Source organism: Microbacterium sp. CIAB417 (genome assembly GCF_022788845.1).
In genome coordinates this window covers 52242-68403 of the sequence record NZ_JAHZUT010000007.1, presented here as the reverse complement: position 1 = coordinate 68403, position 16162 = coordinate 52242, and the positions used below count along the sequence as shown (strand labels likewise).

Below are 16162 nucleotides of genomic sequence, written 5' to 3'. Positions count from 1 at the left end.
TGCGGAATGACCTGGGGGTGGGTGGGCACCCGCGGCCAGTGGGCGACGCCGGAGGCCACCGCATCCATGCGGGCGATGGCCGACAGCGGCGTCACCTGGACCACGCTCGCCTACGCGGCCTACCAGGACACGCCCTTCTCCACCGACGTCCCCTTCGATCGCGAGCCGACCGTCACGGATGACGAGATCGTTCACGCGATCCGCCAGGCCCACGCGCTCGGTCTCCGCGTGTGCCTGAAGCCCGTGGTGAACGTCGCCGACGGTACGTGGCGCGCGCACATCGGCTTCTTCGACTGGGACGTGCCGGGCGAGCCCAGCTGGTCCGAGTGGTTCGCCTCCTACCGGCGCTTCATCCTCCACGCGGCACGCCTCGCGCAGCAGGAGCGTTGCGCGATGCTCTGCATCGGCTGCGAGATGGTGCGCGCCGACGGTCAGGAGGCCCACTGGCGGACTCTCATCGCCGACGTGCGCGCCGTGTACGACGGCCTGATCACCTACAACTGCGACAAGTACCAGGAGGACCACGTCACCTGGTGGGACGCGGTCGATGTCATCTCGTCGAGCGGGTACTACCCGATCGACCGGTGGGATGCAGAGCTCGACCGGATCGGGAAGGTCGTCGCCGACAGCGGCAAGCCCTTCCTCTTCATGGAGGCCGGCTGCCCGAGCCGCACGGGCTCTGCCGATCTCCCGAACGACTGGGCCCTGCCCGGCGAGCCGTCGGGGGCCGAACAGCTGCGCTACTACGAGGCGATGTTCACGGCCATCCGCGCGCGGGAGTGGGTGCAGGGTCTCATGCTCTGGGACTGGCCCGCCCACCTGTACGACGCGTACGAAGCGGCGCACAATGACGACTACTGCCCCTATGGGAAGCCCGCACTCGGGTACATGAGCGCGGCATTCCGCGAATGGCGAGAGGAACCTTCCCGATGACAACCCCGCCCGCCGTGGTCGCCATCGACGCGGGTCAGACCGGCATGAAGGTGCGGCTCGACCGCCCGGGAAGCGCCCCGATCGACGAGGTGTTCCCCGGCATCCGCACGCACGAACCTCTTCTTCCCCAGCTCGCCGCTGTCGCGCGCACGGTGGCGCGCGAGCACGACGTCCGCGTCGACGTCCTCGCCGCCGGCGTGTCCGGGCTCACCGACGCGGAGGCCGATGCTGCCGCCCTGCGCACCGTGCTGGAGGATCAGCATCCCTCCCGCGTGCTGCTCGCCCACGATTCGGTCACGTCGTATCTCGGAGCGCTGGGCGATCACACGGGGGCCGTGGTCGCCGCCGGCACCGGCGTGGTCACCCTGGGTGTCGGTCGCCAGCGCGTCGCCCGCGTCGACGGCTGGGGCAACATCATGGGTGATGCGGGCAGCGGCTACTGGCTCGGACGCGAAGCGCTGGATGCGGTGATGCGTGCGCACGACGGCCGCGGAGCGCAGACCGCTCTGACCGCGGCCGTGCGCAGCATCTGGCCCGACCTGGAGAGCGCCTACATCGCGCTGCAGGTCGCGGACGACCGTGTGGCCCAGATCGCCGCCCTCGCGAAGTCGGTCGCGGCGCTCGCGGAGTCGGATTTCGTCGCCGCGGACATCTGCCATCGCGGAGCCGGCGAACTCGCTCTGTCGGTGTCGACGGCCATCGAGCGCGTGCGGGAGGCGGACGACGATCGGCCGGCGGTCTGTGCGATCGGCGGCGTGTTCCGCGCCCCCATCATCCGGACGGCGTTCGAGCACGCGCTGCACACACGTCAGCCCGATGCCGTGCTCCAGCCCGCACGCGGGCAAGGCGTGGACGGCACGGCGGAACTCGCGCGGCTGCATGAGGGTCACGCGCTGCTGGGTTACGTGTCCGTCGCCTGACCCCCGCGCAGGATCGCGCGTGGTGCAGCGAAGCATCGCGCGCGATCCGGCCCGGCCGCCCCCTCCCCGTTCAGGAGAGAACCACCGCGCGACTCGGGCGCGACCGTCGGCGCGCCGACCGACCGACCAACCGGTCGTGGGCGGGCTGCTCGACACCGCGATGGAGGACGAGGGCGAGGCCGAGCGCGATCGCCAGCGCGATGGCCGCCCCGACGGCCGCTACCGCATCCGTCCGCTCGGACGGGAGGAACCGCATCACGCTCTGCAGGATCAGCAGATGCACGATGTAGAACGCGAAGGAGGCGGCGCCGAGCTTCTGCATGACACGGGAGGAGAGCCCCGTCGCCCTGCGCTCGATGTCGGCGCTGGCGAGAGCGACGATGAGCAGAACGAAGCCGACACACGTCGCCGATCCGGCACCCAACGGTGTCTCGCCCAGCAGCGACGCGGATGCGTAGCCCCCGAGAGCGGTGCGCACGGATCAGCACCGGGAAGCAGAGGTAGAAGAACGCCTCGCACGCGAGCGACCAGGCGACGGGGTTACCCGCCTGCCACCAGTCCGCCCGCCACGGATTGACCAGGAGCACGTTGGACAGGAGCGCCAGCGGGTCGGACGTGCGGACTAGGAAGCAGCGGCGGCGCGCGGGTGCCGAGTGGTCAACCGGAGTATCGGAGCCACCCGTCTGCTGACCTCCTACCCCGATCTGCCCAGCAGCCTGTCACGCCTGCAAGCGGACGGGCTGTCGATCCCCGGGGTCCACCGGGTCATCCTGACCGACATCATCAATGACATCCAGGCGGTTCCGCACGAGTACCGCGCCGCGGAGATCCTCGCGGGGATCCGTTGCTTCGCCGACGAGGCGCGGGCCGCCGGCGTGCTGACCACGGTCGCCACGCTCACCCCCTACGGCGGGTTCGACCGTTGGGACCCCACCGGAGAACAGACCCGCGTCGAGGTGAACGCGGCGCTGCGCGCGGCGGAGGTCACGGGTGTCAATGTCGTCGACTTCGACGCCGTGCTCGCCGATCCCGCTCACCCCAGCCGCATCCTGCCCGCCTTCGACTCCGGCGATCACCTGCATCCGAACGATGCCGGGCAGTCGGCCCTGGCGGATCTCGTCGCGGGCTCCGCCGCCCTCTGCTGACCTCGGCTCGGCGGGCGTGCCCGAGAGCTCAGTCCGCGGGCACGAGATCGAAGCGCTGCGACGTACCGCGCGGCGTCGGAACCGGAACCTCGCTCGGCGCCGGTTCCGGCACGACGTAGAGCCCCGCGGGGCCGTTCGCGGTATACGCGAGTGCTTCCAGCCACGCCCGATTGAGAGCCGGTTCGCGCGTACCGAAGAACTTGAACTGCAGGTTCGCATTCGGGTGGAGCCAGACGGAGGTCCGCCCGCTTCCGAGGCTCACGTCTTCCTTCCACGTCAACGCGAACGACTCGTTGCGACGCAGCTTGGTGAAGATCACCTGCTGGAGATGAGCCAGGGTGCGATCCTCGAACTCCGCCTTCGTGTACTGGTCGTAGATCAGTTTTCCCATGATGGGCTCCTGCCTGCCCCAGCGGAGTGAGCGACGATCAGCCGTTCGACAGTGGTCCAGACCTGAGAAATCGACACGCTCCGGGCGCGGTTGACCAGCAACGATCCTCCGGAGGATGGCGATGCGCAACCCTAGGGGATCGGATTACGTCAGCAGCGAAACGGCTCCGATACCTCCCAGTCCGGCCCCATGGCGATCAGCACGTCCGCCATGGCCTCGGCCCAGTTGTCGGCGTCGACCTCGACACCGTGGCCGTAGCGATCCCCGGCGATCGGCACGATCAACTGAACAGGGACGACGAAGAGCATCCCTCGTTCCTACCCGTACGCGTTTCACACCCTCCACCGCCTTGACGACCGGCGCCGAGGCGCGTAAGCCCGCTCACCGAAGAGCGCGCCACTGCTCCTGCGGATGACCAGCGCGACCAGCGCAGCGTCGAGCAGGATCGGGGTCATCGCTCCTCATCCCTCTCTCTGCTCGTGGCGACGGATACGCCATCCTCACATGCGAACCCTCGATTCATCGGGGGTGTTCATGGCGGTGACGGTGGGATTTGAACCCGCCATGGACGACATTTCTGGATGGACCTGGGGCCAGATTCCGCGTCATTCCGCGGGCAGCAAGCTTTCACGACAGCCCCGGCAGGAGGGTGAGCTTTCAGCAGCTTTTCCCGTTTCTTACCCGCCTCACCATGCACCAAACGAAGTCGTTTGGATCCATGGCGCCTTGGAAGGGCAGATCACCCGGATCCTCGGCACCGGCGCAGGCTGACTCGCTGGACAGATGGCTCTTCTCCTCTCAACAGATGTCGGAGCGCTCCCAATCCCTCTCGTAGTTGCCTTGATCACGCTCCCCGGTCCACCACGCGGGAAGCAGAGAGTGCCGCCAGGGTTCTGCGCCCGGCGGCCCGAACCTGGAGGCTAGAGATGGCATTTGTGACGACGGCAGACGGAGCCGAGATCTTCTACAAGGACTGGGGCAACAAGGACGCCCAGCCGATCATGTTCCACCACGGATGGCCGCTGTCCTCTGACGACTGGGACGCGCAGCTGCTCTACTTCCTCGACAAGGGCTACCGCGTCGTCGCCAGCGACCGCCGCGGCCACGGCCGCTCCTCGCAGATCGGCACCGGCCACGACATGGACCACTACGCCAGCGACGCGAACGCCGTCGTCGAGCACCTCGACCTGCGCAACGCCATCCACATCGGCCACTCCACCGGTGGCGGCCAGGTCGCGCGCTACGTCGCCCAGTACGGACAGCCCCAGGGCCGCGTCGCGAAGGCCGTTCTCGTCTCGTCCGTGCCGCCCATCATGCTCCAGAGCGACACGAACCCCGAGGGAACCCCCATCGAGGTCCTCGACGGCTTCCGCAGCGCCCTCGCCGCGAACCGCGCCGAGTTCTTCGAGGCTGTCGCCTCCGGCCCGTTCTACGGCTTCAACCGCGATGGCGTCACGCTGTCCCAGCCGGTCGTCGACAACTGGTGGCGACAGGGCATGACCGGCAGCGCCCTCGCCCACTACGAGGGCATCAAGGCGTTCTCGGAGACCGACCAGACCGAGGACCTCAAGGCCATCACCGTCCCCGTTCTCGTCCTTCAGGGCGACGACGACCAGGTCGTGCCCTACAAGGCCGCATCGATCAAGCAGGCCGAGCTCCTCCAGAACTCCACCCTGAAGATCTACGAGGGCTACCCCCACGGCATGCTCACCACGCACGCCGACGTCATCAACCCCGACATCCTCGCCTTCATCCAGCAGTAATCATCGCGGTGCGGCAACGAACAGGTGGGTGGGCCTCGACTTCCGAGGCCCACCCACCTGCCGTTGTGCATCGAGTGAGGACTCGTTCCCCTTTAGCCGCCTCGTGTCGAACCGCGTCTCGACATCACGACGAGCGCCGATGATCCCCGTCTCAGTACTTGTTGAGTGACAGCTTCTTCCCTCTTCTTCGCCCAAGGAATCATCCATGAATGCCACCGCCGCTGACCGCACAAATCCTCCGTTGAGAAGTACTGACACCTGGCCGGTGCGACTGGGCGCGGAAGCCGCGGGGACCGCGATCCTCGTCTTCGCTGTGGCTGGCGCCGCTATCTTCAATGCGTCCTTCGACAGCGGGACGGGCGACCTCAACGGAGGATTCGTCGCCGTTGCCTTGGCGCTCGGGTTCAGCGTGCTCATCGGTTCGTACGCGTTCGGCCGGTTCTCCGGTGGTCACTTCAACCCTGCAGTGACGGTCGGAGCGGCCATTGCTGGCCGCTTCGACTGGCGCCGTGTCGCGGGATACGTCGCGGCGCAGATCATCGGCGGTATCGTCGGCGCCTCCGCGATCTGGCTCATCGCTGCAGGCGCCCCGGACGGCTTCGCTGCATCCGCTCAGAAGTCCGGGTTCGCCTCCACCGGCTGGGGTCCGCTCTCCCCCGGCGGGTTCGACCTCGCCTCTGCTTTCATCGTCGAGGTTCTTGCCACCGCGATCCTCGTCACGGTCGTCCTCTGTGTGAACGACCGCGCTCATGGGGGCATCGCTATCGGGCTCACGTTGACGCTCGTCGCCATCGTCGCCATCCCCGTGTCCAACGGTTCGTTCAACCCGGCTCGTTCCATCGCGACGGCCGTCTACGGCGGCCCCGTCGCTCTGGAGCAGTTGTGGATGTCCGTGGTCGCGCCGCTTCTGGGCGCTTTCATCGCCGGCGCTGTCGCTGCGGGAGTCGCACGTAGTCGTCGCCGCATCCGGCGCACCGAGAACGCACCCGTGCCGCCGTCGGCCGCTGTTATCGGCTGAGCATCGGCCTCTGAGTCTGGGCGGCACCCCACGTAGGGTGCCGCCCAGACTGCTTTATCGGGCCGCGACAGCTTCCGCGTTCGTGACGCGTACGTCGGCCTTAGCTGAGGGCGACGGAGTCGCGGCCCGGGGCAGGACGAGCACCATGACGACGATTCCGCATGCGGCGATGGCTGCGAAGGCTACCCAGCCACGGTCCTCGAAAGCGACCGTGAGCTCGGCGTCCGGCTGTGCGGCGATGATGGCGCCGGCGATGGCGACACCGAGCGCGGATCCCACCTGCTTTGCTGTCGAGATGAGGCTTGCGGCGACTCCAGCTTGATCATCGGGAAGGTCCGAGATCGCGGTGTCGTTGACGGGCGCGTTGAGCATCCGTACCCGACGCCGAACAGCGCGTAGGGAAGGAGGAGCCAGGCGACGGACGGGAGCTGCATCGCGCCGATGATGAGCAGTGGCCCGGCGGCGAGGCCGATGCCTGCGATGAGAAGTGGCCGGCGTCCGCCGAAGCGGGTGAACAATCGTCCCGACAGTGGCGCGGCGATGACGGTCGCAACCGCCAGTGGCAAGGTCAGAAGACCCGCCTCGGATGCGGCGAGCCCGCGTGCTTCTTGCAGGTAGAGCGTGTTCGCGAACAGGAACGCGCCGAATGCGAGGAAGCCCAGTATTGCGATGCTGAACGCGACGCTGAAGCGTCGCTGTCGAAACAGTGCGAGCGGGATGAGTGGTTCTGCCCGTCGGCCTTCATATGCGATCAGTGCGACCAGGCTCACGACCGCAGCTGTGGCGGCAGCGATCACTAGCGGCGAGGTATATCCCAGGCGGGGTGTCTCGATGATGGCGAAGACGAGGGTTCCCATCAACGCGACGGCGAGGACCTGCCCGATGGGATCCAGGGCGCGGGGTTTCGCGGCGCGCGATTCCGGAACCAGGACGAGAGTGAGGACGGCGACGGCGATGCCGGTGGGGACGTTAATCCAGAAGATGGCTCGCCAGCCGATGGAGTCGATGAGGAACCCACCGAGCAAGGGACCGGCCGCGATACCCACACCGCTGACGGCCGCCCAGATACCGATCGCGCGAGCACGCTCGGCGGGCCGGGTGAAGATGTTCGTCACAATCGCCAGGGCGACGGGCGTCATGGCTGAACCCCCGACTGCCTGCAGCATCCGAAAGACGATCAGCCAGGTGTCCGTGGGGGCGATACTGCACAGGAGCGAGCCGGCAGTGAAAATGATCACGCCGACGGCGAAGACCTTCTTTCGCCCCAGCCGGTCCGCGAGCGACCCGGACAACAGCAAGAGAGCCGCAAGCACGAGCAGGTACGCATCGACCGTCCACTGAAGGTTCGCAACGCTCGAGTGAAGCTCCCGGGCGATGGAGGGAAGCGCGACGTTGACGATGGTCCCGTCGAGGGAGACGAGGAACAGGCTCCCGCACAGGCTCGCCAGGAGCAGATATCGGCGTCGGTTAGTCATCAGGGAGCGTGCCTTTCGAAGACGTCGAACGAGTGCGGTGGAGGCGTCCGACGTGGATGGTGAGCGCGAAGGTCGCGGTGATCACGGCGAGGACCGGGAGCGCGGCGCCGTACACGGTGTCGAGATGGAGCAGGACCGCGCCGGCGAGAGCTCCCGCGACGAGCGCGAGGATGACCCCGATGCGGATGCCCGCTTGTTGCGGTTTACATTCCGCGGCGTCCGCCATGAGGTTGGTGAGGGTTCCGGTCACGTAGGTGGTCGTGACGCCTGAGGCGGTGTCGATACGGCGTGCCACAGACGTCTGGCACGCCATCGCCACCGTCGACAGCGATACGAGAGCAACGCCCATGACCCCGACGCCCGTTGCGCCGAACGCCCATAAGAGCAGAACGGTTGTCTGCGCGACGCCCGAGATGGCGAGGAGGACCACGGGTCGCCATGCGCGTCCCGGTGCGGCGTAGCGCGTCGCGAGGAACACGGTCGCCGCGAACACGAGGATCGCGGCGATGATGCCGGCTATCGCGGTGCCGTAATCCGGGCGGTTGATGAGCCCCGCGAGGATCAGGTTGCCGGTCATGTTGGCGGTGAACACGCCGTTGAGCTGCAGGAAGGCGAAAGCGTCGGTGGCGCCGGCGGCGAATGCGAGCACGACGGAGATGACGGCGGTGGGTGAGGACGGGTTCGGTGGGGGCCTGTGTCTCATGCGATAAGACCGGGTGGCCGGAGGGGCTTCTGGCCCGCCTCCGACCACCCGGGGTCGATGGCGAGGTTCAGCGCAGGGGCGTGATGCCCTGCGCTGCACGCGGGAAGGTGGCGAGCACGGCGGGGTCGATGTTGAGGTGCGCAGACACCAGCTGGGGCGGCACGTGCGCCAGCCAGTTCGCGAGACTGATCTCCTCGTATCGGTCGGTACGGAACACCTCGAGGAACTGCAGCACGTCGTCGCCCGTGTTCTCGATGTAGTGGCCGAGGTTCTTCTTGACCACGCCGACGTCGCCGGGACGGAAGTCGGTGGTGTTCGCGTGCGGACCGGTGTTGAACACCGTCATGCGCGCCGACCCGCGCAGGTAGTACTGCCACTCGTCGGCGTTGGGGTGCCAGTGCAGTTCGCGCATCGAGCCGGGTTCGACGGTGACGAGCGCGGCCGCGACGGTGTTCGAGTAGGCGTAGTTGGTCGAGTCGGCGATCTGGATGCTGCCGCCCGAGTTCTGGTACCGCGGCGTGGAACGCGACAGGCGGAAGATGACCGGCTCCATGCCCCACTCGACGCCGGCCGCCTCCTGATCGACATCGAGTGCGGGCGGCTCGTCGCCGGGGAAGATCCACAGGTTGTGCAGGGGGATGTCGGAGAACACGTGCTGCGCGACACCGAAGTTCTTCGCGAGCACCTCCGGCGGAGTGTGCGCGAACCAGTCGGTGAGCAGCAGCGTGTTCGACTCGGACTGCTCACCGTCGTCGAACGCGAGCACGAACTCCGCTCCGTCGGGCCCGAGTCCCTGCAGCGAGTGAGGCGTGCCGGCAGGGAAGAACCACAGATCGCCTTCCTCCACGTCTTCGACGGCAGGAAGCCCGGATCGGCTCAGGGTCGTGACGCGCGCCTTACCTCGCGTCATGACGGCCCATTCGGCGGTCTGGTGCCAGTGCAGCTCGCGGATGCCGCCGGGCTCCAGGTACATGTTGACCCCGGCGATCTCGTCGGAGATGTGGAAGTCCTTGCTCGTCACCTCCCGCGCCCAGCCACCGCGCTGCACCCGACGAGGAGAGATGTTGAACGAGGACCAGAAGAACGGCTGCGTCGAGATGTCGGTGGCCGGCGCGTCGATCTGGTTCGGGAACTGCGCCGCGAGCTCCGCGTTCTGCGGTCCCGTCATCACCGTGCTCTGCGGACGGTCGAGCGTGTTCACCTCACCCTCGGGCGGGAGGTCCGGATTACCGAACGTCGGCTCCTCGTGATGCGGTGCTACGCCATCAGATGCGCTCATCTTCTCCTCCTTCGATACTCGTCATGACGTTGCTGTCAGGTTGTCGTGCTCCGCGCGGAACGCCTGTCTCCCGGTGACGAACTCCGCCTCGACGACGGATGCCATCGTCACCGGCGAGGATTCAGCCGATCTCAGCGGCCGCATCCTGGATCGCACGCGCGATCTCCGCCGGGTGCGTGTGCATGAGAAGGTGTGGGCCCGGCAGTTCGACCACCCACCGCACGTTCGCCCGCGCCAGCGTCCACCGGACAGCATCCGGGTTCAGGGTGCGGTCGGAGGCCGACACGATGCCCCACGTAGGCGTCGTACGCCACGCTGCACTGGGCGCCGGCTCCGTCAGCGCCGCGGTCGTCAGCGGCCGCTGGATGACAGCGAGAACGCCCGCCTCGTCGGCGGGCACACCGAGCGCGGTAACGAACGGGAACTCGTCCGCCGCGACGGAGATCTCCTCCCGGTCGCTGCCGGCGACATCGACGTAGGTCACGCGTTCGAAGAACGGGACGGCTTCGGCGTCGGGGAACCGCGCGTGGACATCGCTCAGGGACTCGCCCTCATCCAGTGCGTAGCCGGAGACGAACATGATGCCGCGTACATTGCGCGCTCCGCCGGCGACGCCCGCGACGGCCGCGCCGTACGAGTGACCCACCAGCAGCACATCACCGGGAATCCGTTCGACGAACGCGCGCACGTAGGCGGCATCCTCGGCGAGACTCCGGTTCGTCAGCGCGGGAACGCGGACCGTCACGCCCGCTCCCTGCAGGTACAAGACCACCGGAGACCAGCTCGCCCCGTCGGTGAATGCTCCATGGAGGAGAACGACTGTCGGTGTGTTGCTCATTACCGCCTCGTTTCTTCGCTTGCGCGTTCCCTTGACGCTACGGACAGGTCCGGCTGCACCCCTCCGACAGCCTGTCGTCTCTTCTTCAAGCGGATGTCGAATGCCTCAGTCCAAGAAGCCGGCCACGACCTTGCTGAACGCGTCAGGGTTCTGCAGGAAGGGGAAGTGCGAGCTCGCGACGTCGCGAGTGAACACGTGCACGTGCCCGTTCGGCAGGAGCGCAGCGACGTGGCGCTGAGAGTCGGGGGCGACGTGGCTCCCGTCGCAGCCGATGACCAGGGCCGGTACGTCGATGCGCGGCAGCACATCTCGCCAGTCCTGCGCACCGTGATCGAACAGCAGGGGCACCGCCGCGTGTCGAGGAGTCCGCGCGATCTCCTCGGCGACGAATTGCCACAGATCGTCGTCGACGGGCCCGGAGAACATGCTGCGGACGAATCCGCGCAGGACGGCGCCGGTCTCATCGTTGTGGATGCCGTCGGCGAGGGCGACGAGTCCGTCGACGGGGAGGATGCTGCCAGCCTCTTGCTGCTCGGGTTCTGTCATCCACGGAACGGCGACGACCGCTGCGGGCTGGTCCACGAGAACGAGCTTCCGGATGCTGCCTGTGCCGAACAGCTCCGAGTAGGACCAGAGGACGGAGGCGCCCATCGACCATCCGAGCAGGTCGGCGCGCGTCACACCCCGTGCGGCGAGGACGTCGCGCAGGTCGGCGGCTAGTCGGGCGATGCGGTACCCCCGAGTGGGCTTGTCGGAGACGCCGTGGCCTCGCATGTCGAACGTGACGATGCGGCGCCCCGGGCGCATCCGCTCGATCAAGGGGCCGAACATCGCACTGGTCTGGCCCCATCCGTGCAGAAGCACGAGGGGGACTCCGGCACCGCCCGTGTCAAGGTACGCGAGGGATACGCCGTCGTTGGTGTGGAGGGTGCCGCGTTCGACGGGCATCAGATTCGTCCGGCGCTCTGCCAGAAGTGGTTGAGCTTCAGTCCGATGTGAAGGGCACTTCGCCGAAGCCCGTCATCCAGCGCGTCCTTCACGATCTGCGGCATGTTGTCGAGCCGGTAGTACAGCGTCGTTCGGTGGATGTGGAGTTTGTCGCAGACGGCCCTCACGTGGCCCGCGTTGTCCAGGTAGGTCTCCACCGTCTCGCGCCGCATCGGGTCAATGTCCACCGCGAGCGCATGGGCAGCCGGGGAGTAACGCGCGAGGCGGGTGGGGTCGGCGGCGATATCCGCGATCATCAGCCACGGAGCAATCGCTTCGGCCTCGGCGATACCCTCCAGCTCGGGGAGGATCTCCGCTACGGTCGCGGCAGCCGCTGCGCGCTCTGCGGCCGGAGCCGCATCGTCCTCGTCATGTCCGAAACCCGCGGTTCCCACGGCACGCAGCAGCACACCAGCTCGCCGCGCTTCCTCCGCGATGAACGTCCAGTCGCCGTCTCCCGCACCAGCCTCGACGAGGAACATCAGTGCGGAGCCCTGCTCCCCGAGGAACCGGAGACGTCGTCGATGGCTGTTCTCCAACGCTCGTCCGAGCGCAGCACGCTGAACGACCCCCGTGTCGTATCCGACCGCGACCGCGCAGATCAGCGTCTCGTTGCCTCGACGCACGCCGTAGATCCGCGCAGCCTTGGACAGCGCATCTCGACGCGTCAACGGATCGGACGCGAGGAGAGCCTTGAACACCGAGTCCCGGTCCGTTGCTCCTGCGGGCTGGTCAGCGCTCGCGATCAACGGACGCGCGACATCGACGGCCGCATCGATGGCGCGGAAATCACCCTCAGTCAACGGCGGCAGCCCACCCGTGATGAGCCACAGGATGGCGAGCGGCTGATCAGCCTCCCAGATCGGAATGGCGAGCCGTTCGCGCGCCCCGAACTCCTTCAGATCGACGGCCATCGGGCGTCGCGCCTGAGTGATCCGGAGCGACTCCAGGTGAGCACGCTCCCGAGGCGGCGTCACCCGTTGCAGCAAGGCACGCGCACGAACCTCATCGATCTCGTCCCCCTGCGCACTGGCGGCGAGAGGCGTGAACCGCAGATCGTTGATCACAACTGACCGGCCGATACGCTCCGCCAGCTCATCCACGACATCCTGCAAGTTCATGGCACGTCCTTCGCACGGCGGCTGATCGTGGAGCGACCCGTAGACGCGCTCCCCCGCATTGCCAGAACCTACGCAGACGCCTTCGACTGCACATCACCCGCAACTCACGCAAGCCTCCCCTGTTTCCTACACGAGTGGGTAGATTCCGCATCGATCCGTGGCTCGGACGCCGCTGGGTGGTACAGCTAGGACCATGTTCGTGCCCTGCGGATGGGTTGACGTATGCGGAAAATAGTGATGTGAGTACGCGCAGCAGACGAGGGAGAGTGCCCGACCGTTCGCGTCTTGCGGGACGCGGCGGGGACGCTCCGCGCAGCCCACTTCGGGGACGCGAGCAGGAGATGCTGCAGCTCACTACAGCCATCGACTCGGTGATCTCCGACGGCTCTGGTGTGACGTTGCTGCGCGCGAGCGCCGGCATGGGCAAGACAACGATGCTCGCGTCAGCTCTCGAACAGGCGCAGCGCCACCAGTGGCGGACCCTGGTGGTCGCCCCCGACGTGGCATCGCGCAGTGTTCCTCTCGCTGCTCTTCTCGACGCCGTAGCGGGGGAACAGTTCGGCGTCGACGTCGCCGAGCTGGAGCGGACGCTGGGCAGCAGCGAAGCGCCCTACTGGTTCACCCGCGCGTTCTCGGAAGCCATTCAGAGGTCCGCGATGGATGAGCCGATGCTCATCGTCGTCGACGACCTTCAGTGGCTCGATGCGGCATCTGCGGCGGTTCTCGCATCGCTCGTTCAGGGGCTGGAAGGCGAGCAGATCGCATGGTTGTTCGCGACGAGAACCGGGGCGCCCTCCGCGGCGCACCTCCGACTGATTCGCCTCGCCGAGGCACACCATAGCGTCATCGATTTGGGACCGCTGAGTCACGAAGCAGCAGTTGCGGTTGCAAGCGACCTTCTCGGTTCACCGCCCGGCCCGATGCTCGAGAACAGTCTCGAACGCACATCTCGCATCCCCTTGCTCATCGTCGAAATGATGCGGGGCTTGCGCGATGAGGATCTGCTCGTGCAGCATGGGGCGGCAATCGAGTCATCCGGAGACCACGTCCCGAGTCGATTCGGCGCATCCTCACGCGAACGGCTCACCCACCTGACCGACACGGCGCTGAGGTTCCTGCAAATCGCGAGTCTCATCGGTCGACGATTCCGCCTCGTCGACGTTCTCGACGTCCTCGGGATGACCACCAGAGACTCGGCAGACGTGGTCGAGGAGCTAGTGCAAAGCGAAGTGCTCGCAGACGTGGGCGACCACCTCGAGTTCGTGCACGACACTCTCCGTGAAGGAGCGGAGGCGACGCTGACCCCCTCGCTCAAGCGGGGACTCGCCCGCGAAGTTGTCCGGGTCCGCCTGGCTGCAGGTGACCCCGTCGGCGCCATCGCTTCTACGCTCATCGACGCGGCCGAGCCCGGCGACGAACAATCCTTCACGCTCCTCCACGACGCAGCCCTATCACTGGCAGCACTGGATGCGGCAGAGGCCGCCCGCCTCGCAACGGAGGCGGTGCGTCTCGCCCGCGACGTTCCGCGATTCGCGGCGCCCGCCGCGGAGCTTGTGCCTCTGCTGTGGGCTGGTGGCTTCGCCGAACAGGCAGAGCGGAGCATCGAGGTACTGACTCCGTACCTGCGACACGAGGAAAGGGCACAGACGCTGCTCTCACTCGCGCGTCAGCAGACGGCGTCCTCGTTCGAGACGGCCATCCGAACGGTCGACTCCGCCCTCACGATCCCCGGCATCACCCGCTCCACGCGCACGGAGCTTCTCGCGGTGCGCGCCTTGAACGCCGCCAACAAAGCCGACCCGGTCGAACTACGCGACACGCTAGCGATGGCGCGAGAGGTCGCGGACCCGGACGTCGACTTCCTTGCACTGGCGACCATCGATGCGACGGAGTCCGTGTTCGAGTTCAACAACGGCCGTTGGACCTCCGCCCTCGCCCTCATCGAACAAGCGCTATCCAACATCGAACGCGCCGGACTGCGCCCGAACCTGTGGGCACCGGAAGGACTGTGGCTCGCTTTCCTCCGCAACTCGATGGGACACCCAGAGGCGGCACTCGCGCTGACGGATGCGGGGCGCTCAGAAGCGTCGTCTTCCCGCAACGCGCCCGTCGAGGCGTACTGGCAGATGGTGCGAAGCCGCGCCCTGTTCGACCTCGGCCGTCTGGACGACGCACGCCTGCAAGCAGAGGCCGTGTTGATCCTCGCGGAGGAGCTCGGACTGGAGGACTTCGCGCAAGCAACTGCCGGGATCGTGCTGGCCAAGATCGCCGTCCACACCGGAGACCGCGCGCTGGCGGCATCCATCGCACCCGTGATCAGACGGCTGGCCGACGGCGCGGGCGTCACCCGAGCCGGACGCTGGACGCTCGCCTACATCGCGATGGATGAGGGACGCACGGCGGACGCGTTCGAGCTGAGCGCCCTCGCGCGATCATCTCTCGCCGACCCCATTCCCCCGATGACGACACCGGTGGATTTCGCCGACGACCTCGTCCTTATGGAGATCCTGCTCGCCGCTGACGACACGGCCGGCCTGACCCTCCTCGAGGAGGTCGTCACACGCCGCGCGGCGATGAACCCGACGGAGTTGCTCCCGGCCGCTGTTCGGGATGCCGTTCTCGGACGCCTCCGACACGATCCGTCGCTGCTCGCCGCGGCGCGCGCAGCGCTTCACCAGGTCGACCGCCCGCTGGTGCGTGCACGAGTCCGGGAGATGTCGGCCATCATCGACGATGGCGACGCCGTCGCGCACCTCGAGGAGGCGCTGAGTATCTACGAGGCTGCCGGCGCGACACGAGATGCCAGTCGCGTGCTTCAAGGCCTCCGCTCCCGCGGCGTCCAGCGCAGGTTCGCGCAGAATGAACGGTCCGAGTTGTTGTCGGCGCGTGAGACCCAGGTGCTGGAGAAGCTCGTGGACGGGGCCACTACTCAACAGATCGCGGACGCTCTCTTCGTCTCCTCGCACACCGTCGTGTCACACATCCGTCACATCTACTCGAAGCTCGGCGTCAACACGCGCAAGGGGCTGGTCCAGCAGTACGCGGACGCCCCCCTGAGACTTAAGAGTGGACCTGGTGCCACTCGCTGATACGGAATCCGTCGAGACGGAAGCTCGCGAAGCCGTAAATGTCCGCTGCATCGCGCGCAGGCAACCGCATCCGCAGGACTTGCTCCGCCAGGACTCGCTCTCCCGAGACGGCGACCGTGATGAGCGATGTCTGCCATTCCTCGAACGTGTCGCGGATGCTGCGGATCATCTCCGTGACAGCGTTTCGCCCCGACACCTCCTGACGCGGTGAGGGCTTGTACTTCACGTTCTCAGCGAGAAACGGCAGCAACTCGTGCGTCTCGCCCTCATTGAGGATCGTGACGAAGTCGCGCACGATCAACTCGCGTTCGAGCAGCTCAATGCCGGCCAGGGCCACCTTGCGGGTGTCATCCATCGCGTCCTCCTGACGTGCTAGATGCGAAGCTACGGAGGGATGAGGCTCAGCGCCTTGGACGACGGTCGGAACCCGCATCAACACTCCGCGTACGTTCCCGGTCGGGCTCGTCATTCGATGAGTCCTCATTCGGCGATGATCCATG

General features: G+C 67.1%; 17 protein-coding genes. 7 read left to right on the top strand and 10 right to left on the bottom strand.

Features of this window, described 5'->3' with window-relative positions; all coding sequences use genetic code 11:
* Nucleotides 1–6: 6 nt before the first annotated feature.
* Complete coding sequence (locus KYX17_RS25390) at nt 7–933, top strand: 1,4-beta-xylanase (protein WP_243231351.1); 927 nt, start codon at nt 7–9, stop codon at nt 931–933.
* Nucleotides 930–1853 (top strand): N-acetylglucosamine kinase, encoded by a 924-nt coding sequence (locus tag KYX17_RS25385; protein WP_243231048.1) that lies wholly within the window; start codon nt 930–932, stop codon nt 1851–1853. Before KYX17_RS25390 ends, KYX17_RS25385 begins: the two co-directional genes overlap by 4 nt.
* A gap of 70 nt (nt 1854–1923) precedes the next feature.
* Here KYX17_RS25385 and KYX17_RS25380 read toward each other — a convergent pair whose 3' ends face one another.
* Nucleotides 1924–2331 carry a hypothetical protein gene (locus KYX17_RS25380; RefSeq protein ID WP_243231046.1) on the bottom strand — a complete coding sequence of 136 codons (408 nt, stop codon included), beginning with the start codon at nt 2329–2331 and terminating at the stop codon, nt 1924–1926.
* A 175-nt stretch (nt 2332–2506) separates the two neighbouring features.
* Here KYX17_RS25380 and KYX17_RS25375 point away from each other — a divergent pair, with 175 nt between their 5' ends.
* Nucleotides 2507–2998, top strand: a complete 492-nt coding sequence (locus tag KYX17_RS25375) for a GDSL-type esterase/lipase family protein (protein ID WP_243231044.1) — start codon at nt 2507–2509, stop codon at nt 2996–2998.
* A 28-nt stretch (nt 2999–3026) separates the two neighbouring features.
* Here the strand turns inward: KYX17_RS25375 and KYX17_RS25370 are convergent, their stop codons facing one another.
* Both KYX17_RS25370 and KYX17_RS25365 read right to left on the bottom strand, forming a co-directional pair.
* Nucleotides 3027–3389, bottom strand: a complete 363-nt coding sequence (locus tag KYX17_RS25370) for an ATP-dependent DNA ligase (protein WP_137418182.1) — start codon at nt 3387–3389, stop codon at nt 3027–3029.
* Nucleotides 3390–3538: 149 nt separating this feature from the next.
* The gene (locus KYX17_RS25365) at nt 3539–3697 is read right to left on the bottom strand and encodes a hypothetical protein (protein ID WP_243231042.1); all 159 of its coding nucleotides are present in this window, start codon (nt 3695–3697) and stop codon (nt 3539–3541) included.
* Nucleotides 3698–3893: 196 nt separating this feature from the next.
* Here KYX17_RS25365 and KYX17_RS25360 point away from each other — a divergent pair, with 196 nt between their 5' ends.
* The 3 genes from KYX17_RS25360 (at nt 3894) to KYX17_RS25350 (ending at nt 6170) form a co-directional block, all read left to right on the top strand.
* Nucleotides 3894–4160 carry a hypothetical protein gene (locus tag KYX17_RS25360; RefSeq protein ID WP_243231039.1) on the top strand — a complete coding sequence of 89 codons (267 nt, stop codon included), beginning with the start codon at nt 3894–3896 and terminating at the stop codon, nt 4158–4160.
* A 155-nt stretch (nt 4161–4315) separates the two neighbouring features.
* Nucleotides 4316–5152: an alpha/beta fold hydrolase gene (locus KYX17_RS25355; RefSeq protein WP_243231037.1), complete on the top strand. Its 837-nt coding sequence runs from the start codon at nt 4316–4318 to the stop codon at nt 5150–5152.
* Between the two features lie 241 nt (nt 5153–5393).
* Nucleotides 5394–6170, top strand: coding sequence for an aquaporin (locus tag KYX17_RS25350; RefSeq protein ID WP_243231035.1), 777 nt, complete (start codon nt 5394–5396; stop codon nt 6168–6170).
* Nucleotides 6171–6352: 182 nt separating this feature from the next.
* On the opposite strand, the gene KYX17_RS25345 is transcribed toward KYX17_RS25350, so the two are convergent.
* The 6 genes from KYX17_RS25345 to KYX17_RS25320 all read right to left on the bottom strand — a co-directional run bounded on the left by KYX17_RS25345 (nt 6353) and on the right by KYX17_RS25320 (nt 12573).
* Nucleotides 6353–7645 (bottom strand): DHA2 family efflux MFS transporter permease subunit, encoded by a 1293-nt coding sequence (locus KYX17_RS25345; RefSeq protein ID WP_243231031.1) that lies wholly within the window; start codon nt 7643–7645, stop codon nt 6353–6355.
* Nucleotides 7638–8348: a DUF1275 family protein gene (locus tag KYX17_RS25340; RefSeq protein WP_243231025.1), complete on the bottom strand. Its 711-nt coding sequence runs from the start codon at nt 8346–8348 to the stop codon at nt 7638–7640. Before KYX17_RS25340 ends, KYX17_RS25345 begins: the two co-directional genes overlap by 8 nt.
* A 67-nt stretch (nt 8349–8415) precedes the next feature.
* Nucleotides 8416–9627 (bottom strand): cupin domain-containing protein, encoded by a 1212-nt coding sequence (locus KYX17_RS25335; RefSeq protein WP_243231024.1) that lies wholly within the window; start codon nt 9625–9627, stop codon nt 8416–8418.
* A gap of 121 nt (nt 9628–9748) precedes the next feature.
* Entirely contained in the window at nt 9749–10465 is a 717-nt protein-coding gene (locus KYX17_RS25330) for an alpha/beta fold hydrolase (RefSeq protein ID WP_243231023.1), read from the bottom strand.
* A 105-nt stretch (nt 10466–10570) separates the two neighbouring features.
* Nucleotides 10571–11413: an alpha/beta fold hydrolase gene (locus KYX17_RS25325; RefSeq protein ID WP_243231022.1), complete on the bottom strand. Its 843-nt coding sequence runs from the start codon at nt 11411–11413 to the stop codon at nt 10571–10573.
* Nucleotides 11413–12573 carry a helix-turn-helix domain-containing protein gene (locus KYX17_RS25320; protein ID WP_243231021.1) on the bottom strand — a complete coding sequence of 387 codons (1161 nt, stop codon included), beginning with the start codon at nt 12571–12573 and terminating at the stop codon, nt 11413–11415. Before KYX17_RS25320 ends, KYX17_RS25325 begins: the two co-directional genes overlap by 1 nt.
* Nucleotides 12574–12707: 134 nt before the next feature.
* Between KYX17_RS25320 and KYX17_RS25315 the strand changes: the two genes are divergently transcribed.
* Complete coding sequence (locus KYX17_RS25315) at nt 12708–15662, top strand: AAA family ATPase (RefSeq protein WP_308220951.1); 2955 nt, start codon at nt 12708–12710, stop codon at nt 15660–15662.
* Here KYX17_RS25315 and KYX17_RS25310 read toward each other — a convergent pair.
* On the bottom strand, nt 15634–16017 hold the full coding sequence (locus tag KYX17_RS25310) for a nuclear transport factor 2 family protein (protein ID WP_243231019.1): 384 nt from the start codon (nt 16015–16017) through the stop codon (nt 15634–15636). The genes KYX17_RS25315 and KYX17_RS25310 overlap by 29 nt on opposite strands.
* Between the last annotated feature and the right edge of the window lie 145 nt (nt 16018–16162).